Below are 23489 nucleotides of genomic sequence, written 5' to 3'. Positions count from 1 at the left end.
CCTCGACTCCGGACGATGAGGCGAACGGTCACATACCTGCTGCTGCCGCTCCTCCTTGCGGGGTGCGGGGGCCGGCGCGCCGTCGAGGCGCAGTTCGCCCCGGTGGCTGCGGTGGTTCCCTCGGAGCCCGACAGCGCCCTGCGGCTGCTGCGCGCCATCGACACGGCAAGGCTCCGCACGCGGCGCCAGCGGATGGAGTGGCGGATGCTCACGGCCCGCGCGCAGCTGCTTGCCGACGAGCAGCAGCTCGACAAGGCCTTCACCGCGCCGCTCTACGCCTACTACGAGCAGCACGGGCCGCGCAGCGAGCAGGCCATCGCCGCCTACCTCCACGCCCACGCCTGCCAGAACGAAGGCGACATCGACCAGGCCGTCAAGGCCTACACCCGGGCGGCCATCTGCGCCGAGGGGGCATCCGACGACCGTGAGACGCTGCTGCTGCTCGGCGCCGTATACCACACCCTCGGGGCGCTCCATCTGGAGCAGGGCTACAACGTCGAGGCCGAGGAGGCCTTCCGCAAGGCGGTCGCCATCGGGCAGCGCTGCGGCAACGAAGAGACGGAGGGCTACGCCCGCTTCATGCTCTCGGCGGCGCTCTGCGCCCAGCGCCGCTTCGACGAGGCCATCGGGGAGCTGGCACCGCTCGTGGCGGCGCGCGACACGCTCCGCTTCCGCTACTTCGCCCAGCAGATTACGCTCCAGAACCTCCTCTACCACGCCTATGCCGGCGACTGGGATGCCCAACGGCTCCTGGCCGAGCGTGCCCGCATCGACTTGGGGGCCATCGACTCGGCGCCGCTCTCCTACGGCCGCGCCGCGACCGACGACGCGCAGCGCACCTTCTACGACATCGCCTCGACGATTCTCTTCGCCCAAATCGGGCAGCTCGACTCGGCCCGCTGCTACGCCGACCGGGTGCTCGCCCGCACCTCCGTCTACCACCAGGGCAACGTCGACATCTACCGCATCGCCGCCGGCATCTACCACCGGCAGGGCGACGATGCGACGGCCTATGCCCACGCCCTGCGCTACATCGAGATGCAGGACTCGCTCGAGGCCGCAAGCCGCGACGCCCTCTCGGTGCAGCTCGAGCGGCAGTTCCGGGCCGAAAATGCCGCGGCGCTGCGCGAAACGCGGCTGCGCTACGACGTCTGGATTGCGCTGCTGGTCTGCCTGCTGCTGGCGCTGCTGGCCGTCGGCGTGGCGGGGGCCTACCGCCGCAAGCTGCGGCAGCGCGACGAGCGCATCGGCGAGTATCTGGCACTCATCGACTCCTACCGCGAGTCGCAGGACAGCCTCACCTCGCGGCTCGACGCCTCGGACAGCCGCGAGGCGGCCCTCAAGGAGCTGCTCGAGGGGCGCTTCGCCCACATCCGCGACATCGCCGCAACCTGCTACACCTATGGCGAGGGGGCCCGCCTGAGCGAGAAGATGCGCCAGCTGGCGCTGAGCCCCGCGACGCTGGCCGACGTGGTGCGCATGGCCGACCTCTACAACCGGGGGGCGGTCAGCCGGCTGCGCGAGGCCTTTCCGGGGTGGACGGAGCGCAACCACGACTTCGCGGCGCTGGTCATCGCAGGCTTCTCGCCGCAGGAGATTTGCGTCATGCTGGGGATGACCCCCAACGGCGTCTACACGCTCAAGTCGAAGCTCAAGCGGCGCATCGCCGAATCGGACATCGCCGCGCGCGAGGAGCTGCTGCGCTTCTTCGCATAGCGCCGGGCGGAGCAGGCCGGGAGGGCGCGGAGCAGGTCCGGACAGGTTCGGGCCGGAGGCGGAAAGTTCGGTCATCGGCGGACCGGAGGGGCGCGGGCCGGGTGGCACTCGGAGAGACGCGGACTGGAGGGGCGCGGACCGGGCGGGCGGCGACCCTCAACAGCCGGGCGGCAATACCCCACCTCCCTCCGCCGGGCGGCGACCCTCAACATCCGGGCGGCAATACCCCGTCTCTCTCCGTCGGGCGGCGGCCGGATGCCGGACCTCCGAAGAAGGCAGGCGCTGCGACCGGATGCCGGCCTCGTCCGAAGGCGGCAAGTGCGGCGGCCCCGGGCGCAAGATTTTTTTAGCAGCACCCCACTCATCCACAGTCGTTTGCATCCGTCGGAGCAAGACTTTGCCTGCATCGGCAAGGTGCTCCGGGGGCTATCTTTGCAGTATGGAACTCCCCGCTTCGGGGGCTCCGTCCGGAATCCATACGCATCGACCATGAAACGACTTCTGATTCTGCTGCTCGTAGCAGCCCTTCTCTGCGCCGCCCCGCTTATGGCGCAATCCCCCGTTGAAGCTCCCGCCGCAACCGAAACCTCCGCCCCCGGAAAGAGCGGAACGGCGGAGCCCGGCCGTGCCGGAAAAGATGCGGGGCCGGCAGCAACCAGCCCCGCAGCACCCGAAACCGTGAAACCCGCCGCAACCGTCTCCGGGCAGGAGGCGGGCCGTGCCGGGGAGGTTGAAAAGACCGCTCCCGAAGCCGCGGAGCCCACAGAGCCCTCCGCCCCCGAAAAGAGCGGAACGACGGGACCCGGCCGCGCCGGAAAAGATGCGGGGCCGGCAGCAACCAGCCCCGCAGCACCCGAATCCGTGAAACCCGCCGCAACCGTCCCCAGGCAGGTGGCGGGCCGTGCCGGAGTGGTTGAAGAGACCGCCCCCGAAGCCCCGGAGCCCGCGGAACCATCAGCACCCGACCCCCCCGCATCCGCTGCAACCGAATCCGCAACCTCCTCCGCCTCCTCCGCCTCCACAACCTCCGCCCCCGCAGCTGCGGGGCAGGTGACGGGGTGCGTGGTGGACCGCGCCGGCGAGCCCGTGCCGGGCGTTGCCGTGGTGATGCTCGACCGCGACTCGCTCTACGTGGCTGCCGCAGCAAGCGACGCGAGGGGCTGCTTCCGCATCGCCTCGCGCGTGCGCCCCTACCGCCTCCTCTTCCAGCACCTCTCCTACCGGATGCAGCGCCTCGAGGGGTCGGCCGACAACGTGGGCGTGGTCACCCTCGACGCCTCCGAGACGGCCATCGAGGGGGTGGTCGTCAGCGCCGAGCGCCCCGTAGTGCGGGTCGAGGAGGGGCGCCTCGACTACGACCTCGAGGCGGCGACCCGCGGCATGACGGTCAACAACGCCTACGAGGCCATCACCCGGCTGCCTGGCGTCTCGGAGCAGGAGGGGCGGCTGACGCTCGCCGGTGCCGGGAGCGTGACGGTGATTCTCAACGGCAAGCCCACGACGATGAGCACCGACCAGCTCGAGGCGCTGCTGCGCTCGACCCCCGTCGAGCGGGTCGAACGGGCCGAAGTGATGTACAGCGCCCCGCCGCAGTACCACGTGCGCGGCGCGGCCATCAACATCGTGCTGCGCCACGGCGGCGAACGCGCCTTCTCGGGGCAGCTCCACGGCCAGTATGCCAACAGCTGCTTCGGCGCGTGGGAGGGGGGCGCCAACGTGGTCTACACCTCGCCGAAGTGGTCGGCCGACCTCAACTACACGGGAGGGACCATCCACAACCGCCGCTACTACGAGCTCCGCTCGCTCCACGACTTCGACGGCGAGCGGTACGACATCGCCCAGAGCGAGCGCATCACGCAGCAGGGCTCCTACCACCGGCTGCGCGCCGCTCTCGACTGGAGCCCCTCGGAGCAGAGCCGCCTGAGCGCCGCCTACACCGCCGCATTCAACCCCTCGGGCGAGGGGCTCGCGCTCAGCTCGGGCAGCTTCGTCGACTCGCGCTCCTTGAGCCGGACCGAGTCGCAGATGCACAACCTCGCGCTCCGCTACCGGGCCCCCTTCGGGCTCGAGCTGGGGGCCGACTACACGAGCTACCGCAACCCCGAGCGCTCGGAGCAGCGGAACGACTACGCCTCGGGCAGCCAAAACGCCTTCGACATCGTCTCGGGGCAGCTCATCGACCGGGTGAACGTGACGGCGGACCAGCAGGTGGCACTGGGCGGGCAGTGGAAGCTCAACGCGGGCGGCGCGCTGAGCTGGGCCGGAAGCCACGACTGGCAGCGCTACCTGCCCCGCGAGGGGAGCATCGAGGCGGTCGACACCGAGTCGCGTCTCGACGAGTACACGGCGAACCTCTACGCCGGGGCGAGCCGCACGCTGTCGAAGGGGAGCCTCTCCTTCTCGCTCGCCGGCGAGTACTACCGCATGGGCGACTACGAGAACTGGGCGCTCTACCCCCAGGCGTCGTTCAACTGGATGTTCTCCGAGGAGCACATGCTGCAGCTGACCCTCTCGTCGGACAAGAGCTACCCCTCCTACTGGGAGATGCAGGGGGCGGTCTCCTACGTGGACGGATACTCGGAGATTCACGGCTCGCCCGGGCTGCGGCCGGCGAAGAACTACAGCGCCCAGGCGCTCTACATGCTCCGCTCGAAGTACATCTTCATGCTCTTCTGGAACGAGACCCTCGACTACTTCACCCAGTCGGCCTGGCAATCCTTCGAGCGGCTGGCGCTCATCTACCAGACGCTCAACTGGGACACCAACCGGCAGTGGGGCGCCAACGTCATCATCCCCTTCAAGGCGGGGCGGTGGCTCGAATCGCGCCTCGTCTTCACGGGGCTGCAGCTCACGCAGCGCTGCGACCGCTTCCACGACATCGGCTTCGACCGCTCGAAGTGGGTCGGCATCGTGCGGATGGACAACACCTTCCGCCTGAGCCGCAAGCCCGACCTGACGCTCGACCTCTCGGGCCACTACCAGAGCGCCGCCATCCAGGCGACCTACGACGTGGAGCCCGTCTGGCAGATTGACGCCGGGGCGCGGTGGAGCTTCGCACGGGGGCGCGCCAGCCTCACGGTGCGCTGCACGGACCTCTTCGGCACCTCGATGCCCTATACGAAAATCCGCTACCGCGGGCAGCACCTCGACATGGATTCGGGCTTCTACACGCGGACCTTCACCGCACGGCTCACCTTCCGCTTCGGAGGCTACAAGGAGCGGCGGCACGACTCGGTCGACACCTCGCGCTTCGGCCATTAGGGCGGAACGACGGGGCAGGCGGCGAGGAAAAGGCGGGACGGGGCGGCAGAACGGGACGACGGGGCAGGACGGTCCGGCGGGAAGCGATTGGAGAAGAGTCCGGCGGGACGGGCAAAAACAGCCTGGCGGAGGGTCGTTTCGTTTTATTTCGATAAACCGGGCGTTTTATTTCGAAAAAGAAGGCACAACATTCCGATTTTCTCCCTATATTTGTCCGGAGAAACCCAAAAATCCGAATCGGACCATGAAAAAAGTGCTTCTGCTCGCTGCGGCGCTCCTGATGCTGCAGGTCGACACCGCCTCGGCCTGGGGGCGCACCGGCCACGACGCCATCGCCTACATCGCCGAATGCCACCTGACGCTCCGCGCGCGCCGCGTTATCGAACGCTACCTCGGCCACTCGATTGTCTACGACGCCTCGTGGATGGACGACTGGCGCTCGGAACCCCAATACGCCTGGGGGCGCACCATCCACTCGGCCTCGGTCGACGACCAGTTCGAATACATGCCCGACAAGCGGGGCGACGTCGTCTCGGGACTCGAGCGCTCCATCGAGACGCTCGCCGACTACCGCACGCAGGACGACTCGACGGTGGTCGCCTGCCTGCGCTGCATCATCCACTTCATGGGTGACCTGCACTGCCCGGGCCACGTGCGCTACGGCGGGGGCAAGCTGAAGAGCTATCCGGTCTACTTCAACGGCCGCAAGTACAACTACCACACGGTGTGGGACGACGTAATCCTCGAAAGCTGCCACCGCTGGAGCTACCTCGAGTACGGCCACCAGCTCGACCGCTGCACGCGGCGTGAGATTCGCGCCATCTGCCGCGGCACGGTGCGCGACTGGTTCCGCGAGAATGCCCTCGCAAGCCGTCACATCTACGAGCAGGCGGCCCCCGGGCAGGAGTTCACCACGCGGGAGGTCAAATCGTTCCTCAACCGCAACCACCCGCTGGCCGAGCAGCAGCTGCAGCGGGCCGGCTACCGGCTGGCCCACGTGCTCAACGAGCTCTTCGGGTAGCCCCGGAGGGAAGGCAACGGACCGGGAGGCCATCAGCTCGGGGACCAATGGACCCGGGGCCAACGGACCGGGGAACAACAAACCGGGATGTCCATCAAACAGCGAACCGGCCGCTCCTGTGAGAGCGGCCGGTTCGTTTGTTGTTCCGGCAGTTCGTCCGGGCGCCGGGTACGGGGTGGATGCGGATACGGGCGAAGTCGGGCCGGGGCAAGGCGTCGGATGCGAGGTCCGGGCGGGTGCCGGGTGCCGGACAAAACGACTGGCGAAACAGCGGGCAAAACGGCGGGCAAAATGCCGCGCAAAATGCCGCACAAGGTCTCGCATGGGGTCTCACGCAGGTCATAGCCGCATCAAAGCCCCCGCGTCGGGGCATCGGCAGCGCTTCCGCCCCAAAAGCCCCCGCGTCAGGGCATCGGCAGCGAGATGGTGCGCGCGTCGAGGTAGGAATCGGGATAGGGGCCCCAGTTGGAGGCCTGTCCGTTCGACAGCATGAAGCGGGGCCCCAGCAGCGTCATGTTGTCGATGACGTGCACGCGGCGCGGCAGCTGCTCCCGCGTGACGACCACCACCGACGACATGGGAACCACCGGCCGAGCCGGCGAGCTCTCCAGCTCGGGTTCGTAGACGCGGTAATCGACGTAGTGGCGGCTCCACGACGCCAGCGAATCGAGGCGGTGGAGCACCTCCCGCTCGCCGAAGTCGTTGCGCACGGTGTCACTCCGGAAAATTCGCTCTTCGGGCTGGCCGTAGTGCGGCTGTTGCGCCGCAACCGTGCCGGCACAGCCCAGGGCAAGCAGCAGCGTCAGGGCTGCCTGCAGCAAAGTCTTGTTTCGTCTCTTCATCATGGCTCTCTCCTCCTTGTTGCTTTACTGTTTACGGTAGTTTTCTTGGTTCATTCAATCATGCGCCGGAGCCGCATCCTTGCCCCTCCGGCCCGGGACCGAAGCGGGAGAGAAGACGGGCAACAGCTTCCTCCGACCCGGGACCACTTCCGGCCGGCACCCTTCCGGCCGGTTCCGCTTCCACTCGACCTCCCTTCCGGCCGGCTCCGTGTACGCACCTCCGCGCATTGCCCTTCGGCTCCGCGCCTCAGAAGACCTCGCGCAGAATCCGCACCGACTGCACGGCACTGATGGCGTCGAGGTGGTAGCCGTAGTAGTCGAGCATCGCATTGAGGAACTCGACCCGCTGCGTGCGGTTGAGCGCCAGCGTCCCCAGGCGGTTCACCTCGAGGTGCATCAGTTCGTGGAGCGTGCGGGCGTTCTGCTCCGACATAATTAAAACGTTGCGCCGGGCGGTTTTCGTATAGAGTCCCTCGCGGATGTCGAAGCAGTCCCCCTCGCGGTAGTCGTTGCCCGGAAAGAAGCCCAGAAAGCGGCTCAGACGGGCCAGAAACCAGAGGTGGAAGTTGGCCACCCCCTCCTGCAGCTCGTCGAGCGCCGCCACGCCGTTCCATACGAACTCGAAGAGAGGCTCGTTGGGCTCGCTCTCCTTGACCAGCCGGTAGAGTACCTCGGCCATGAAGAGCGCCACGGTCGACTTGCGCACGTCGAAGGGGAGCGTGCGGAGCACGATGCCGCTGTGCACCTCGCGAAAGCGGTCCATCTGCTGGCGCGACGACTCGAGCCCCTCGAACTCGAGGGCGAACATCGGCTGGAAGAGCGCCAGTTTGGAGCCGCGCCCCCGGCTGCTGCGGACCCCCTGCACCATGTAGCTGCGGCGGCCGCCCACGTCGGTGAGCAGAAAGACGACCATCGATGAGTCGCCGTATTTGAGCGTGTGCAGCACGATGCCGCGTCCCTTGTAGCTTTTCACGTTTTCGGTTTGCAGTACGACACAATGGAGCGCCGAGTGCCTTCCCGGCCCCGGCGCCGCAGCCCCCGGCGGGCGGGAGGGCGGAAGGGGAAGGCGGGGGGCTTTGGCCGCGGGCTGGCGGGCGAGGTCAACCGGCGGGTTGGCAGGCGGAGCAGACCAGCGGGCTGGCGGGCGAAGCCAACCGGCGGGGGTGACGGCCGAAGCCGACCGACGGGCTGGCCGACGGCCGGCCGGGGAAAACAGCCGGGCCCGGCAACCGGGGCTGCCGGCCGGGGCAGGGGACCGGGGGAAACCGCCGGGGCAGACCGCCGGGGCAGACCGTCGTATCAACCGCCACCCCCGGGGACCGGGTCAGGCCTCCGTGCGGCGCAGGTGGAGCAGCTGCCAGCCGTCGCGTTCGCGGCGGGCCACAGGCTCAAATCCCAGCTCGCGGCCACGCGCCAGCAGGCACTCGACATCGCCGGCCAGGAAGCCGCTCAGCAGCAGGTCGCCCCCCGCGGCGAGCGTCGCCGCATAGGCGGGCATGTCGGCCATGAGGATGTTGCGGTTGATGTTGGCCAGGATGAAGTCGAAGCGGCGCCCCGCAAGCAGCCGCGCATCGCCCAGCAGCGGCTCGACCTGCGCACCGACGCCATTGGCCTCGGCATTCTCGCGGCAGTTCTCCACAGCCCAGTCGTCGATGTCAATGGCCGTCATCCGCCGGGCCCCGCAGCGGGCCGCCAGGATGGCCAGCACGCCGGTGCCGCACCCCATGTCAAGTCCGCAGCGGCCGGCAACCCCCAAATCGAGCGTCGCGGAGGCCATGAGCCACGTGGTGGCGTGGTGCCCCGTGCCGAACGACATGCGCGGCATGATGACCACCTCAGCCACCCCCTCGGGCGCCGGCGCATGGAACGGCGCACGGATGAGCAGCCGCCCCTCCACCTCGACGGGCGGGAAGTTGCGCTCCCAGAGGGCGTTCCAGTTCTGCGTCTCGATGGCGACGTAGCGCCCCTCGAGCCCCATCCGCCCGAGCATCGCATCGACCTCGGCCTTGCAGTCGGCCAGCCGCTCGCCCGGGATGTAGGCCTTGAGCAGCGTCCCCTCGGTCTCGAAGCTCTCGAAGGGGTAGTCGGCCAGCTCGGCCGTCACAATCTCGCACTGCTCGCCGTCGCGGCAGGGGATATTCAAGACGACATAGTCCATAATTATGTAAAATTTTTCGTACCTTTGAGGACAAAGTTACGGATAATCTTCGGAAACCCGACCCGTCGAATGGCAGAAAATACGAAAAAGTGGGAGGAGGAGGCCCGCCGCTACCGCCTCTACATCCGCCTTGAGAAGCGTCTCTCGCAGAACACCGTCGCCTCGTACATGCGCGACCTAAGGCAGTTCGCCCACTTCATCCTGCGGCAGTACGACGTCGCCCCGCGCAAGGTCGAGCAACAGATGGTCGAGCGCTACATGGGGTGGCTCTTCGACCGCGGCCGCGAGAAGGCCTCGCAGGCGCGGGCGCTCAGCGGCGTGAAGAGCTTCTTCAACTACCTGCTCCTGAGCGACCGCATCGAGTCTTCGCCCGCCGAGTTCGTCAACGCCCCCAAGTTCGGGCGGCCGCTGCCCGACATCCTCTCGACCGAGGAGATTGACCGCATCATCGCCGCCGCACAGGGGCCGACGACCAAGGGGCTGCGCGACGGCGCCATGCTCGAGGTGCTCTACTCGTGCGGGCTGCGCGCTTCGGAGCTCGTGTCGCTGCGGATGAGCGACCTCTTCTTCGGCGAGGGCTACATCCGCGTCATCGGCAAGGGGGACAAGCAGCGGCTGGTCCCCATCAGCAGCGTGGCGCGCGACAAGGTGCAGCGCTACCTCGAGAAGCGGCGCGAGGTGACCACCAGCGACGACGCCGTCTTCCTCAACAACCGCGGCGGAAGGCTCACGCGCGTGATGCTCTTCACCATCATCAGGCAGGCGGCCGCGCGGGCCGGCATCACGAAGCACATCAGCCCCCACACCTTCCGCCACTCGTTCGCCACCCATCTGCTCGAGGGGGGCGCCAGCATCCGCCAGGTGCAGGAGATGCTGGGCCACGAGAGCATCCTGACCACCGAAATCTACACCCACCTGGACAGCGACCGCCTGCGCGAGACGGTCGAAAAGCACCTGCCCGTCTGAGGGGGGGGGAGAGGCGGCGGGGGTCCGCCCGTCCGAGGCGGCAAAGGAGGCGGGCGGCGGGAAGCGGGGCGCCGCCCGTCCGAGGCAACAAAGGAGGCAGGCGCCGGGAGGCGGGCGCCAACCCGTCCGAGGCAGCAAAGGAGGCAGGCGCCGGGAGGCGGGCGCCAACCCGTCCGAGGCAGCAAAGGAGGCAGGCGCCGACCCGTCCGAGGAGGAGCCGCGGCGGAGAAGACGGGCGGCGGGCCCTCTTCTGAAAAAGGCGGCCGCCGGAGACCGTTTCGGGAGGCCCGTCCGAGCCGCCCGCCCACCGAAAACCGCCCACCGAAAACCGTCGCCGGAAAACCGCCGCCGGAAACCGCTGCCGAAGCGGCCCGCGGCGGGAAATTTGGCAAAACGGGCCGCGAACCCTATCTTTGTACCGATGCCGGAAGAGTCGAAATTCGTCAAGACCAAAATCGTCGCAGGATACCTTCTGCTGGTCGCTGCGGCGCTGCTCGCGGTGGGCTACGTCTACCGCGAAACGGTGCGCGTCGCTGCGCCCGACGGCTCCTACGCGCTGCTCCACCTCAAGCGCAACATGGTGGGCGAGACGCTCTACCACCTCTACCGCGCCGAGAGCTGCGCCCAGCTCGCCATTGCCGGCTACTCCTCCTACGACGCCCGCTACGGCAGCGAAATCGACTCCGTGCGCCGCTGCCTCGACTCGCTGCGCCGCCTCTCGCCCGACGCCGACTCGCTCCAGCGGCTGAGGCTCGACAGCATCGAACACCTCATCGCCGAAAAGGTGCTCCGCACCACCAACCTCCGCCGCTCCATCCGCTCGGCGGGGAGCGCCGCGCTGCTCGACGCCAACGTCGAACGGCTCCTCGCACGGCTCGACTCGCTCTCGGCCGAGGCAAGCCTCACGCAGCCCCCCGTGCGCAGCGTCATCTCGCAGGACACCGTCGCCACGCCGCGCCGCAAGAGGCGCTTCTTCCGCCGCATCGCCGACATCTTCAGCCCCCCGAAGGAGGATTCGACGCTCGTCATCTCGCGCCGCGAGGTCATCGACTCGCTCCCCTCGGCCGAGTCGATGCGCGACACCATCGGGTCGGTGCTCCGCACGCTCCAGAGCACGGTGACCAGCCAGCGCCTCGCCTACAACGACCGGGCCTGGAACGAGGGGCTGCGGCTGAGGGCCAGCAACGAGCTGGTCGACGAGAAGGTCTACCGCCTCATCCGCGACTTCGAGCAGGAGGAGACCGCCTACCTGCTCGGCCGCATCGAACGCGACGAGGCGCTGCGCAAACGCACCACCCGCCAGCTGGGGGCCATCGCCTCGGCGGCCGTCGCCCTCATGCTGCTCTTCGTGGCGATTCTCTGGCGCGACATCAACCGCAGCAACCGCTACAAGCGGGCCCTCGAGCAGGCCAACCGTGACAAGGCGGCGCTGCTCGACGCCCGCCAGAAGCTGATGCTGGCCGTCACGCACGACATCAAGGCGCCGCTGGGGGCCATCATGGGCTACACCGAACTGCTCGAACGGCTCACCCGCGGCGAGCGCGAACGCCACTATCTGGAGAACATCACCCGCTCGTCGGAGCATCTGCTCGCCCTGACGCGCAGCCTGCTCGACTTCTACCGGCTCGACATCCACAAGATGGAGCTCAACACGGTGCCCTTCATCCCCGAGCGCCTCTTCGAGGCCATCCGCGCGGGCTTTGCCGCGCAGGCCGCCGCCAAGGGGCTTACGCTGACGCTCCGCACGGGGGAGGGCTGCCGCTGCGAGGTGACGGGTGACGCCTCGCGCATCCGCCAGGTGGCCGACAACCTGCTCTCGAACGCCGTGAAGTTCACCGACACGGGGGGCGTGGAGCTCGAGGTGGCCTGCGGCGGGGGGCGGCTCCGCTTCTCGGTGCGCGACACGGGGGCCGGCCCTTATACACAACTGACGCTGCCGACGAAAAAACAAAGGGGGGTATTGGGGGGGGGCGGGGTGACAATAACAAAAACAACGTAGCGCTTACATTCACCTGATCCCTGCTTTCCCTCAGAAGCCCAGNACGGGGCGGGGCATCGGGGCCGGGGAGCGGGAGCGCATCTTCCGCGAGTTCGAACGGAGCAGCTCGGCCCGCGGGGTCGAGGGGTTCGGGCTGGGGCTCTCGATTGTGGAGCGGCTCGTGCGGCTGCTCGGGGGCGAAATCACCCTCGAGAGCAGCCCCGGAAAGGGGAGCTGCTTCACGGTGACGCTTCCCGTCGGGGAGCGCACGGCAGGGCCGCGGGACTCTCTCCCGGAGCAGAAGGAGGAGTGCGCCGGGGCGGACGGGGCGACGCTGCTGGTGGTGGACGACGACCCGCTGCAGCTCGAGCTGACCGAGGCGCAGTGCCGCCAGGCGGGCATCCGAGCCGTCAGCTGCAGCCGTCCCGAGCGGGCGGCGCAGATGGCCGCCGAGGGGCGCTTCGACGTGGTGCTGACCGACATCCAGATGCCCGGGACCGACGGATTCGGCGTGCGGGCCGAAGTGGAGCGGGCGGTGCCCGGGCTGCCGGTCATCGCCGTGACGGCCCGCAGCGAGACCGACGAGCTCCTCGAAGCGGGCTTTGCCGCCGCGCTGCGCAAGCCCTTCACGCGGGCGGAGCTCTGCGCGACGCTGGCCGCCGTGCTGCACCGCACGGGGCCGACCGGAGAGGCGGAGCAGACCGGGGCGGAAGAGCGGCCCGGGAAGGAGGAGCGGCCGGCGGAGGATTCGCCGGAACGGTCCGAAGAGGGACAGCCCGGGACGGGAGCTTCGCCCAAGCAGTCCGACAGGCAACAGACAGAGGCGGAGCGGACCGGGGCCAAGCAGCCTGAAGAGGCGGGCGCCAGGGCGGAGCGGAAGCGAACCGCAAAGCCGGGACCGGAAGAACCGGGAGATTCAATAGAACCCGGAGAGCCAAGTGATTCAACAGAGCCGGGCGAATCGGGCGATTCTATAGAATCGGGAGAACCAGGAAAACCGATAGAAACGGACGGGGCGGGAGATTCAACAGAACCAACAGGGTCGGACGGACCGGTGGAGCGGCCCGATTTCGGGCGGCTGACCGCCTTTGCGGGCGACGACCCCGAGGCGGCGCATGCCATTCTGCGCTCGTTTGTCGAGCAGCACACCGCCTCGGTCGAGACGCTGCGCCGCGCCCTCGCCTGCGGGGACCGGGCGACGCTGCACGCCACGGCCCACCGCATGCTCCCCCTCTTCACGATGCTCGACGCCCGGAGCGTAACGACCCCCCTGCGCCGTGCCGAACGCCTCGAGGGGCCCCTCACCCCCCAATTCCGGGCGGAGATGGAGCGCGCCTGCGAAAATGCCCGCCAAATCCTCGTTTTCGCCCAAAAAGAGGTATCTTTGTCCCGGGAGCGCACCTCCGGAGAGGAGGGCGACGGCGCCCCCTTCAAGATGGACCGATGAACGAAACACGCTGTGACATACTGATTGTCGACGACGACATCACCCTCGCGCTGATGCTCCGCACGTGGCTCTCGAAGCAGGGCTTCGGGGCCGAGAGCGTATCGACGGCCGAGGCGGCCCGGCGGAGGCTCTCCGAGGGGGCGTTCCGTCTGGTGCTCTGCGACATGCGCCTGCCCGACGCCGACGGCACCGAGCTGCTGGAGTGGATGGCCGCGGAGGGCATCGCAACGCCCGTCATCATCATGACGGGCTATGCCGACATCCAGAACGCCGTGCAGTGCATGAAGCTCGGGGCGCGCGACTACGTGGCCAAACCGGTCAACCCCGAGCTGCTGCTCCAGAAAATCCGCGAGGTGCTCGTCGCAGGGGAGGCCGCAGACGGAGAGACCGTCCGCGACGCCGCACAGGGCTCCGGAAGGGGCTCGGCGGCCCGCACCCCGGCGCGGCGGTCACAGCCGCAGATGCAGCGCCGCAACTACATCGAGGGGCGCAGCGACGCCGCCCGCAAGCTCTACGAACACGTGCGGCTCGTCGCCCCGACCAACATGTCGGTGCTCATCACCGGCGCCAGCGGCACGGGCAAGGAGCACATCGCCCAGCTGATTCACAGCGAGAGCAAGCGCTCGGGGCGCCCCTTCGTGGCGGTCGACTGCGGCTCGGTGCCGCGCGAGCTGGCCGCCTCGGAGTTCTTCGGCCACGTCAAGGGCTCCTTCACGGGGGCCGTCGGCGACAAGACCGGAGCCTTCATGGCGGCCAACGGAGGCACGCTCTTCCTCGACGAAATCGGCAACCTGAGCTACGAGACCCAGGTGCAGCTGCTCCGCGCGCTGCAGGAGCGCCGCATCCGCCCCGTGGGGAGCAACCGTGAAATCGACATCGACATCCGGCTGGTCGCCGCCACCAACGAGGAGCTCGAGACGGCCATCGCCCGCGGCACCTTCCGCGCCGACCTCTACCACCGCATCAACCAGTTTGCGCTCCGCATGCCCGAGCTGCAGCAGATGCGCGAGGATATTCCGCTCTATGCCGACTTCTTCCTCGACGAGGCCAACCGCGAGCTGGGGCGGCAGATTGTGGGGTTCGACGCTGCGGCCAGCGCCCTGCTGCTGCGCTACGACTGGCCGGGCAACCTGCGCCAGCTGCGCAACGCCGTGATGTCGGCCACGCTGCTGGCCACCGGGCGGTACATCACGGCCCGGGACCTGCCCGCCGAGCTGGCCGGAGCTCCGGCCCCTGCGCCGCTGCGCGACCGCGCCGGCGAGGAGGAGCAGATTCGTCAGGCGCTCGCCGCCACGGGGGGCAACAAGTCGCAGGCGGCCCGGCTGCTGGGCATCGATCGCAAGACGCTCTACAACAAGCTCCACCTCTACCACATCGAATAACGTCCGGCGGGCCGGCAAAGAGGGGGCCGGAACAGACCACAGCCATTCAAGAGGGCCGGCGAGGAGGCAAGCAAGGCCGGCCGCCCGGCAAAGAGAGGGGGCCGGAACAGACCACAGCCTTTCAAGAGGGCCGGCGAGGAGGCAAGGCCGGCGGCGACCCATCGAAAAGCATTTCGGGCGGCACAACGCCCTGGCCCGGGATTCCGGCCGCCCCGGCATTGAGACCGGCACGGAATTGAGGCCGGCATGGGGCCGCTCCACACCCCCTGCACACAAAATTCGTGGAAAAATTCCACACCTGCGACAGTCGCTCCACACCCATCCGGACGGCACAATCCGCAGCAACACATTGACTGACAATGCATTGTCGTTTTACGTGCAATGCGGTACCCTTCTTGCGCCTCGTTTAGACAGAAACAGAGGCGAAAAGCCGCAAACGGAATAACGAACCCACAAAAAAGAAGGTTACCGTAGCGAAGGAATGAAGCCCGCCGGGGCGGCCGCAGCGCCGTCCGCAGTGCAGGGCCACACCATACAGAGACGGCAAATCCACCGGTCCGGGAGCGGGCGGTGAGGCCGGAAATTCGGACAAAGGCGGTACCGGGAAAGGAGGTGAAACAGGAGGAAGCAGAACCGGGAACCAATCCCGCCTCCAGGTTGAAGAGTGAAGGAGACGAACGAACGGAGGCGGGAACCGCACCGAAAGGTCCGCGCCAAAAAATGACGGCGATTTGCCATCGCACAGTCAGTTAGTTAAACAATTGCTTGCCGGGTTACCCCGCATCCTCAACGGATGCGGGGTATACTCATTTTGTGCGGGCGGGGGTGGTGCCGGAAGGCGGGGATACGGGCAGCGGCGGGAGCGTGGGTGGCCGGAGGGAGTGCGGCCAGCCGGAGGGGGCGAAGAAAGAGGCGGCGGAGGCGTGGCGCGGACTGCGGAAGGGAACGGCAGGCGTGAGCGGGGCACAAGAACGCGGCGGCCGGAGGGAGTGCGGCCGGCCGGAGGGAGTCGGAAAGAGGAAGTCGGAAAGAGGGCAGGGGCGGCGGGGGCCCGGCGGCGGCCCTCAACAGGTCAATAGAAGGTCCCCTTGGGGGCGAAGATGGCGTAGCCGAAGTTGAAGGTCAGGTACATGTTCTTCCACGTGTCGACCTCGTACTTGGTCAGCGACAGGCTCACCGGCCCGATGGGCGTGTGGTAGACCAGCGACGCCTCGGCGATGCTGTGCCAGTGGCGGTCCGCCACCGACGTGTTCCCCTCCGGTCGGTAGGTCCTCCGGTCGCGGTACATCGCGTAGAAGCCCGCACGGAAGAAGAAGTTGGGCATCAGGTCGAAGGTCGGCATCACGCCCGCACCCACGAAGCGACGCGCCCGGAAGTCGGGCATGTAAATCATCCGCGTGTGGGCGATGGGCTCGTAGGCCGGCATCGAGAGGAGCGTCGAGTTGTCGGTCGTGAAGTCCGGGTGGTTCGTGTAGACCCCGTCGAGGCTCACCCCGAAGGAGAACCACGGTACCGTCGGCAGGTCGAAGTACTTCTCGTAGGTGAAGCGCACGCCGCCCCACTGCCGGAACTCCTTCGAGAGGTAGTGACGCATGTCGTAGGGCTCGTACTTGTCGCGTCCGACGACGTAGATGGCCGAGAAGGTGAGGTTGGAGCCCCGGCGCGGGTAGAGCCACTTGTCGAAGGTGTTGCGCCCGATTTCGCCCTTGAGCCCGAAGAAGGAGAAGCGCGAAAGGTCGGTCTCTTCGGCGAGGAAGTCCTCCGAGTCGTAGCGGTAGTTGACGTGGCCGCCGTTGGCCCGCAGCGTGAAGAGGCTCCGCTGCGTGAGGGGCATCCCCACGGCCAGCGACAGGAAGCTGGCGCTCTGCTTGATGGGCTGCGTGTTGTTGATTTTCGTCACGTTGCCGAACGAGCCGTGGCGGTAGTTCTGCACCGAGAAGTTGTAGGAGTAGTCCAGGAAGAGGGGCTTCCAGGCGTAGAAGTCGGTGCGGCCCCCCACCGAGCCCCACGTGTAGAGCGGCCCCAGGTAGAGGTCGACCCCCAGCGACTGCGCCACGCGCCCGATGCGGCGGTAGGTAGCCCCGATGTAGGCCTGGTTGAAGGCCGTCGAGGAGACGTTGCCTCCGACCAGCAGCCGGAAGTTGGGCTTGGTGACGAAGCGGGCGCGGAAGGTGTAGCGGCCGCTCACGCTGTCGTAGAGCGCCCGCGGGAACTCCATCGAGAAGTCGCCGTCGGCCAGCACCGAGTAGAGGTTGTCGCGCAGCTGGGCGAAGTTCAGCTCGCGTTCACCGCCGTGGTGCTTCTCGTCGAGCTTGACGAAGTCGCGCACGTATTCGCGCTGCGCGCGGGTGAGCCCCTCGATGTCGTAGCTGCCGAAGCGCAACTCGGGGCAGCGGGCGCGGAAGGCCTCGCGGCGCGCGGCATACTGCTCGGGGGTGCGGCGGTCGCGGATGCGCTCGAGGATTTCGGGCATCTTCTCCATGGCGTCGGCGTAGCCCGCATCCATGATTTCGACGGCGCGGTCGAAGTCGAGCATGTTGACGTCGACGGCACGCCGCACGGTGATGCTCCGCCCGCGTGGCATCTCGTAGTCGGTGCCGTACATGGCCAGCATGAAGGCCTGGTCGAAGAGGCCGTTCTCCTCGCTCGGGGCGCGCCCGCCGTCGGTGCAGATGCTGCCGATGAGCAGGTCGGGGCGGAAGCCCACGTCGAGCGACCGCCAGGGGAAGTTGTCGTAGATGCCGCCGTCGTAGAGCAGCATCGAGTCGATTTTCATCGGCTTGAATACCAGCGGGATGGACATCGACGAGCGGACCGCCTCGCTCAGGTCGCCCGAGCGCAGCACCACCGGTTCGCGGGCGTTCATGTCGCTGGCCACGCAGAGGAAGGGGACCATCAGCTCGTCGAAGTCGCCGCCGCAGGCCGCCGTGGCCGGGGCAAAGAGCTCGGTGAGGGCCATGTCGATTTGGGTCGACGAGATGAGGTTGGTCGGCGTGCGGAAGAGCTTGACCGAGTCGTCGCCCAGGTTGAGGCGGAAGGTGACGAACGACGGCAGGCGGCTCACCTGGCGGTAGTAGGCCGTATAGCGGGGGTCGATGCGTCCCGAGACCCACTCCTTGACCACCCCCGAGGAGACGATTTCGCGCATCTCGGCCGGGGAGTAGCCCGCGGCGTACATCGCCGCGATGATGGAGCCCATCGAGGTGCCGGCCACGTAGTCAATCGGCACGCCGCACTCCTCGAAGGCCTCCAACACGCCGATGTGGTAGAGCCCCTTGGCTCCGCCGCCGCTCATCACCACGCCCACGCGCTGCGCCCGCACGACGCCCGCCGCAAGGAGCGCCACGAGGAGAAAAGAGAGGGTTTTTCGGAACATATCCCAATTTTTTTGTAACTTTGCACGTTATATTGCCGTAACGTCGCAAGAGGCGATAAAAGTAGGGAAAAAGAACAAACTATCAAAATATGACCGACAAAATCAATGAGCTTCTCCGACGAGTCGAAGAGTTCAAACCCAAGGCCGCGGCCGATGTCGAGGAGTTCCGCATCAAAATCCTGGGCAAGAAGGGCGAACTGAACGCCCTGCTCGAAGAGTTCAAGGGGGTTGCGCCGGAGCTCAAGCGCGAATTGGGCCAGAAAATCAACCACCTGAAGAGCGTCGCCACGGAGCGCATCAACGCCCTGCGCAGCCAGATGCAGCAGCAGGCCGCCGACGCCCCCGCCTGCGAGGACATGAGCCGTCCCGGCTCGGCCGAACGGCTCGGGTCGCGCCACCCCATCGCGCTGGTGAAGAACCAGATTGTCGAGGTCTTCTCGCGTCTGGGATACACCGTGGCCGAGGGGCCCGAAATCGAGGATGACTGGCACGTCTTCTCGGCGCTCAACTTCCCGCCCGAGCACCCGGCGCGCGACATGCAGGACACCTTCTTCATCGAGAAGAACCCCGACATCCTGCTGCGCACCCACACCTCGTCGATTCAGGTCCGCACGATGGAGCGTCAGAAGCCCCCCATCCGCGTCATCTGCCCGGGCCGCGTCTTCCGCAACGAGGCCATCTCCTACCGCGCCCACTGCATCTTCCACCAGATTGAGGGGCTCTACATCGACGAGGGGGTCTCGTTCGCCGACCTGAAGCAGTCGCTGCTCTACTTCGCCAAGGAGGTCTTCGGCGAGCAGACCGCCATCCGCATGCGCCCCTCCTACTTCCCCTTCACCGAACCCTCGGCCGAGGTCGACGTCTCGTGCAACCTCTGCGGAGGAAAGGGGTGCCCGGTTTGCAAGGGGACCGGCTGGCTCGAAATCATGGGCTGCGGCATGGTTGACCCCAACGTGCTGGAGGCCAACGGAATAGACCCGAAGAAGTACTCGGGATTCGCCTTCGGCATGGGCATCGAGCGCATCGCCATGCTCAAGTACGGAGTCAAGGACCTGCGCCTCTACTTCGAGAACGACGTGCGGTTCCTCCATCAGTTCGACACGGCGCTCTGAGGCGTCGCGACACACCCCAAAAGCGCAAGCAGACCATGAGACGACTGGCGGCAACCCTGCTTCTGTGCATGTGCATGCTTCCGGGGCTGCTCTCCGCCGCAAGCGGCGGCGGGACGCCCGCGGCAGGCGGCATCGTGCCGCCCGACTCGCTGCGCAGCCTCTACCTCTACACCGATGCGCTGAAGCGGCTGCTCATCGACCGCGACACGGCCGGCGCCCGCACGCTCTGCCACGAGGCGCTGCGCTGCGACTCGGCCTGCGCCCCGGCCAGCTACACGCTGGCGGCCAACGGGATGTACGACTCGAACGACGAGGCGGTCGCGCTGGCCGGACGGGCCTACCGTTCGGACACGACCAACAAGTGGTACGGACGCCTTTACGGCCAGACGCTCATCTATGCCGAGCGCTACGGCGACGCACTCGACATCTTCCGCCGCCTGCTGCGCGACGACCCGCGCGAGCCGGACAACTACCGCCTCGTGGCGGCGCTCTACGAACAGGTCGAGCGCCCCTACTCGGCCCTGGCGACGCTCGACAGCGCCGAGGTGCGCTTCGGACGCACGCCCGTGCTCTCGACCATGAAGCGGCAGCTGCTCATCGCCACGCGCCAGCTCGACAAGGCGGTCGACGAGGCGCGCGCCGTGGCCGAGGAGATTCCCTACGAGGCGGAGCACCACACGGTGCTGGCCAACCTCTACGGGCTGCAGGGCAACGATTCGCTCGCCCGCGCGGAGTTCGACCGTGCGCTGGAGATTGACTCGACCGACGTGCAGACGCTCATGTCGCTGGCCGACTTCTACAACACGCGGCACGACTATGCGGGGCTGCTCTCCGCCACGCGCCGCATCTTCGAGACCGACGCCCTCACCATCGACGAGATGGTCCGCCGCTTCGGGCAGCTCACCTCCGACCTGCGCTTCTACCGCGAATACTACGCACAAATCAACAGCCTGGCCTCGACGCTCATCATCCGCCATCCGGACGACCCGCGCATCGTACGCCTCTATGCCGACCACCTGATTGCCTCGGGCGAGCTGGAGGAGGCCCTCGCCCTCTACAAGCTCCGCACGGCCGACCGGCCCCCGGTGAAGAGCTACTTCCGCGCCGTGGCCGAAATCGAGAACTACCTCCAGCGCCCCGACTCGGTGCAGAAGTACGTCACGCAGGCCATCGCGCTCTTCCCCGACGACCCCGACTTCCGCATCTTCCGGGGCCACGCCCTGAGCTACGCCAAACACCACGAGCGGGCCGTGAAGGCCTACCGCGAGGCGCTGCGCTACGTCGCGGGCGACTCGCTGCGCAGTGCCGTCTGGGGCTTCATCGGCGACGCCTACCACGAGGCCGGCATGACGCGCAAGTGCTTCGCCGCCTACGAAAAGAGCCTCCGCTACCGGTCGGACAACGTCCTGGTGCTCAACAACTACGCCTACTTCCTGGCCGAGAAGGGGGGCGATTTGGAGAAGGCCCTCGTCATGGCGAGCCGCGTGACGGCGCTCACGGACAACGAACCCACCTACCTCGACACCGAGGCGTGGATTCTCTTCCGGCTGGGACGCGCCGCCGAGGCCAAGAAAATCATGCAGCAGGCCATCGCTCTCGACCGCACGAACAGTCCGGTGCTGCTGCTCCACTACGGCGACATCCTCGAGGCGCTCGACGAGCGCTTCATGGCCGAATTCTACTGGCGCAAGGCGCTCGAGAACGGGGCCGACCCCCAGGAGGTCGACCGCCGCATCCGCGCCCGCTCCGAGGCTGCCGGGAACGCCGCCGAGAAGAAGGGTGCCGCGGAGAAGAGGCCCGGACGCGAAGGGCGCTCGAAATAGGCGGTCTGCGGAGCGTTGCGAAGGCCAGACCCCGGGACCCGTAAAGAACCTGCTATGAAGAAGTTGCTCCCATACCTCATGCTGCTTGCGGCACTCTGCGCGCTCCATCCCGTGGCGGCGCAGAACGACCGCATCGAGCGGCAGAAGCGCATCATCGCCGACCTCGAGCAGCGCATCGCCCGGGGCGAACGCGAAATCGCCTCCATCAAGAAGGGGCGTGCGGCCACCGAGGAGCGGCTGCGCCGGCTGGCGCGGCAGATTGACTCGCGCAGCCAGCTGCTCGACGCCACGGAGCAGCAGGCGGCGCTGCTGCGGCTCGAGATTGAGCGCACGGACAGCGTGGCGGGCGACCTCTCGGCGGCGCTCGAGCGCAACCGCCAGCAGTATGGCGCCATGGTGCGCGAGGCCTACCGCAACTACCGCCACAACAACTACCTCACCTACCTCTTCGCGTCGCGCAGCTTCGTCGACGTGGCGCGCAAAATCACCATGCTGCGCGAGGTGGCCGCCATGCGCGAGCGCAAGCTCCTCGAAATCGACAGCCTCGCCCGCGAGGTGGCCGACCAGAAGGCGCTGCTCGACACGCGCCACCGCGCCCTCGACTCGGTGCTGCAGCGCCTCACCTCGCAGCGCGAGAAGCTGCAGCGCGACGCCCGCTCGGCACGCAGCGAGGCATCGCGCCTCTCCAAGCGCGAAAAGACGGCCCTGCAGCAGAAGATGGCAAGCGAGCAGGAGCTCGACGTCGCCATCAGCGAGCTGCGCAAGCTCACGCGCGGCAACACCGAGGGTGCCTCCTTCTCGAACAAGACCACGGGGCTGCGCCTTCCGGTGGTCGGCGGACGCGTGAAGCGCTACATGGAGAACATGGCCGAAATCACCGGTCCGAAGGGGGCGGCCGTCATCTCGATTTACGACGGCAAGGTGGTGGAAATCAAGCGCAACCGCATCACCAACAAGTACGATGTCTTCGTGGCTCACGGCGAGTACATCACCTCCTATGCCAATCTGGGGGCGGTGAACGTCACCAAGGGGCAGAAGGTGTCGCGCAACCAGCGGCTGGGAAGCATCGGCTCGGCGATGAACGTGGTGACGATGGAGCCCGAATACAAGCTCGTCTTCGGCATCTATCCGCCCTCGCCCAACATGAAGATGCGCGCCCAGGACTGCTTCCGCCGCTAAGGGGCGGGGCCGGAGCGAGGGGGGCACACAGGAGGAGCACAGAAGGCCGGAGAGGCCGCACCGGAGCTGAAAAAGGACCCGGAAGGAGCGGGGCCGGGCAAGGGCCGGACAAGGCCGGCAAGGCCGGCAAGGATTGAAACACACAACACACGTCATATTATGGCTGTCAGATACTACAACGACGACTGCACCTACCGCCTGCCCGAGAAGCGGCGCACGGCCCGGTGGCTCGGCGAGGTGGCCCGCGCCGAGGGTTATACGCTCGGCGACGTGAGCTACATCTTCTGCTCGGCCGCACGGCTGCTCGAGATGAACCGCCAGTACCTCGGACACGACTACTATACCGACGTCATCACCTTCGACTACAGCGACCGCCGGGGGACGCACGTCGTCTCGGGCGACATCTTCATCGATGTGGAGACCGTGGCCGACAATGCGCGGCAGTACGGCGCCACGAAGCTCGAGGAGATGCGCCGCGTGGTGGTCCACGGCGTGCTGCACCTCTGCGGGCAGCGCGACAAGACGCCGCACACCAACGCCCAGATGCACCGCAAGGAGGACCGCTACCTCGCCTTCTGGCATGAAGGGGATGCGGCGGCGGAGCAGAGCGCCGCACCCGCCCCGAAACGGGCCAAACGTCCGGCGCATTCAAAAAAGTAAGGGCGGGCAGCCGGAGCAGCACTCCTAACGCCTGCAAAAGCCATTTTCCGCCCCGATAAGAGCCTCCGACAACAGCAGCGAAGACTTCCTGCACCCACCCGGCAAACGCAGCAAAACAGTCTCCTTTCAGCCCATACAGGACCTCAGGCAACAGACAGGGTGCCGCAACTGAGAACAGACGGAGTCCGACCGCACAGCTACCCCGCCGCAACACCCCTTTTCCACCCGGGGAGGTTCGCCGGGAGGGCGAAGAAGGAGAGGCGGCGAAGGGAAGCAGCTGCAACGCTTCCGCTAATCCTGCCGCACCCCCCCTTTTTCCGCCCCGAAAAGCTCGCGAAGGAGGGAAAAACAAAGAAGGACAGCCAACGTGGAAAGCACCGCTAAAAGGCCGCAAAAAGAGGCAAGGCGCGGGTAACAAAAAATTCCAAAAGGGGCAAGGCCGCGAACCGCCGCAAAAGAGGCAAGGCAACGAACCGCAAAACGCCGCAAAAAAGGCAAGGCAGCGGGCAGCGGGAAGAAGCGAAGAGAAAAGAAGCAACGACAAGAGACAAGAGAAGAGAAATAGGAA

Annotated in this window: 15 protein-coding genes; 11 read left to right on the top strand and 4 right to left on the bottom strand. The window is 67.2% G+C overall.

The genetic code is table 11. From position 1 onward, the window contains the following. Positions 1-15: 15 nt before the first annotated feature. The 3 genes from C8267_RS07175 (at position 16) to C8267_RS07165 (ending at position 5998) form a co-directional block, all read left to right on the top strand. Positions 16-1716 (top strand): hypothetical protein, encoded by a 1701-nt coding sequence (locus C8267_RS07175; RefSeq protein WP_106634204.1) that lies wholly within the window; start codon positions 16-18, stop codon positions 1714-1716. Positions 1717-2577: 861 nt separating this feature from the next. Further along, a complete protein-coding gene (locus tag C8267_RS07170) occupies positions 2578-4977 on the top strand; it encodes an outer membrane beta-barrel family protein (protein WP_158699754.1) in 2400 nt (799 codons plus the stop codon). 244 nt (positions 4978-5221) lie between these two features. Further along, positions 5222-5998 carry a S1/P1 nuclease gene (locus C8267_RS07165; RefSeq protein WP_106634202.1) on the top strand — a complete coding sequence of 259 codons (777 nt, stop codon included), beginning with the start codon at positions 5222-5224 and terminating at the stop codon, positions 5996-5998. Positions 5999-6402: 404 nt separating this feature from the next. On the opposite strand, the gene C8267_RS07160 is transcribed toward C8267_RS07165, so the two are convergent. The 3 genes from C8267_RS07160 to prmA form a co-directional block, all read right to left on the bottom strand. Continuing rightward, complete coding sequence (locus C8267_RS07160) at positions 6403-6843, bottom strand: hypothetical protein (protein WP_158699753.1); 441 nt, start codon at positions 6841-6843, stop codon at positions 6403-6405. 244 nt (positions 6844-7087) lie between these two features. Then, positions 7088-7813 (bottom strand): DNA repair protein RecO, encoded by a 726-nt coding sequence (recO, locus tag C8267_RS07155; protein WP_106634200.1) that lies wholly within the window; start codon positions 7811-7813, stop codon positions 7088-7090. Between the two features lie 351 nt (positions 7814-8164). Next, on the bottom strand, positions 8165-8998 hold the full coding sequence (gene prmA, locus C8267_RS07150) for a 50S ribosomal protein L11 methyltransferase (RefSeq protein ID WP_087361924.1): 834 nt from the start codon (positions 8996-8998) through the stop codon (positions 8165-8167). A 69-nt stretch (positions 8999-9067) separates the two neighbouring features. Here prmA and xerD point away from each other — a divergent pair, with 69 nt between their 5' ends. The 4 genes from xerD (at position 9068) to C8267_RS07130 (ending at position 14771) form a co-directional block, all read left to right on the top strand. Next, positions 9068-9964 (top strand): site-specific tyrosine recombinase XerD, encoded by an 897-nt coding sequence (gene xerD, locus C8267_RS07145; RefSeq protein WP_087361925.1) that lies wholly within the window; start codon positions 9068-9070, stop codon positions 9962-9964. A 421-nt stretch (positions 9965-10385) separates the two neighbouring features. Next, positions 10386-11963, top strand: a complete 1578-nt coding sequence (locus C8267_RS07140; protein ID WP_106634199.1) for a sensor histidine kinase — start codon at positions 10386-10388, stop codon at positions 11961-11963. 7 nt (positions 11964-11970) lie between these two features. Next, positions 11971-13389 carry a response regulator gene (locus C8267_RS07135; protein ID WP_317046027.1) on the top strand — a complete coding sequence of 473 codons (1419 nt, stop codon included), beginning with the start codon at positions 11971-11973 and terminating at the stop codon, positions 13387-13389. Further along, positions 13386-14771: a sigma-54-dependent transcriptional regulator gene (locus C8267_RS07130; protein ID WP_106634197.1), complete on the top strand. Its 1386-nt coding sequence runs from the start codon at positions 13386-13388 to the stop codon at positions 14769-14771. Before C8267_RS07135 ends, C8267_RS07130 begins: the two co-directional genes overlap by 4 nt. Positions 14772-15843: 1072 nt before the next feature. Here the strand turns inward: C8267_RS07130 and C8267_RS07125 are convergent. After that, the gene (locus tag C8267_RS07125) at positions 15844-18147 is read right to left on the bottom strand and encodes a patatin-like phospholipase family protein (protein ID WP_106634196.1); all 2304 of its coding nucleotides are present in this window, start codon (positions 18145-18147) and stop codon (positions 15844-15846) included. An 89-nt stretch (positions 18148-18236) separates the two neighbouring features. Here C8267_RS07125 and C8267_RS07120 point away from each other — a divergent pair, with 89 nt between their 5' ends. From C8267_RS07120 to ybeY, 4 genes are all read left to right on the top strand, one after another. Beyond that, complete coding sequence (locus C8267_RS07120; RefSeq protein WP_087361929.1) at positions 18237-19259, top strand: phenylalanine--tRNA ligase subunit alpha; 1023 nt, start codon at positions 18237-18239, stop codon at positions 19257-19259. Positions 19260-19294: 35 nt separating this feature from the next. Continuing rightward, positions 19295-21082: a tetratricopeptide repeat protein gene (locus tag C8267_RS07115; protein WP_158699751.1), complete on the top strand. Its 1788-nt coding sequence runs from the start codon at positions 19295-19297 to the stop codon at positions 21080-21082. 54 nt (positions 21083-21136) lie between these two features. Then, the gene (locus C8267_RS07110; protein WP_106634195.1) at positions 21137-22261 is read left to right on the top strand and encodes a murein hydrolase activator EnvC family protein; all 1125 of its coding nucleotides are present in this window, start codon (positions 21137-21139) and stop codon (positions 22259-22261) included. A 159-nt stretch (positions 22262-22420) separates the two neighbouring features. Further along, a complete protein-coding gene (gene ybeY, locus C8267_RS07105) occupies positions 22421-22921 on the top strand; it encodes an rRNA maturation RNase YbeY (protein WP_106634194.1) in 501 nt (166 codons plus the stop codon). The last annotated feature ends 568 nt before the right edge of the window (positions 22922-23489 follow it).

The sequence above is a fragment of the Alistipes sp. Marseille-P5061 genome (genome assembly GCF_900290115.1).
GTDB classification, from domain to species: domain Bacteria; phylum Bacteroidota; class Bacteroidia; order Bacteroidales; family Rikenellaceae; genus Alistipes; species Alistipes excrementigallinarum.
This window is presented reverse-complemented; position numbering and strand designations above follow the sequence as displayed.

Bases quoted from the DNA above. Each gene is read 5' to 3' on its own strand.
- C8267_RS07175 (WP_106634204.1), top strand. From the start codon at position 16: ATGAGGCGAACGGTCACATACCTGCTGCTGCCGCTCCTCCTTGCGGGG.
- C8267_RS07165 (WP_106634202.1), top strand. From the start codon at position 5,222: ATGAAAAAAGTGCTTCTGCTCGCTGCGGCGCTCCTGATGCTGCAGGTC.
- C8267_RS07160 (WP_158699753.1), bottom strand. From the start codon at position 6,843: ATGATGAAGAGACGAAACAAGACTTTGCTGCAGGCAGCCCTGACGCTG.
- prmA (WP_087361924.1), bottom strand. From the start codon at position 8,998: ATGGACTATGTCGTCTTGAATATCCCCTGCCGCGACGGCGAGCAGTGC.
- xerD (WP_087361925.1), top strand. From the start codon at position 9,068: ATGGCAGAAAATACGAAAAAGTGGGAGGAGGAGGCCCGCCGCTACCGC.
- C8267_RS07140 (WP_106634199.1), top strand. From the start codon at position 10,386: ATGCCGGAAGAGTCGAAATTCGTCAAGACCAAAATCGTCGCAGGATAC.
- C8267_RS07130 (WP_106634197.1), top strand. From the start codon at position 13,386: ATGAACGAAACACGCTGTGACATACTGATTGTCGACGACGACATCACC.
- C8267_RS07125 (WP_106634196.1), bottom strand. From the start codon at position 18,147: ATGTTCCGAAAAACCCTCTCTTTTCTCCTCGTGGCGCTCCTTGCGGCG.
- C8267_RS07120 (WP_087361929.1), top strand. From the start codon at position 18,237: ATGACCGACAAAATCAATGAGCTTCTCCGACGAGTCGAAGAGTTCAAA.
- C8267_RS07115 (WP_158699751.1), top strand. From the start codon at position 19,295: ATGAGACGACTGGCGGCAACCCTGCTTCTGTGCATGTGCATGCTTCCG.
- C8267_RS07110 (WP_106634195.1), top strand. From the start codon at position 21,137: ATGAAGAAGTTGCTCCCATACCTCATGCTGCTTGCGGCACTCTGCGCG.
- ybeY (WP_106634194.1), top strand. From the start codon at position 22,421: ATGGCTGTCAGATACTACAACGACGACTGCACCTACCGCCTGCCCGAG.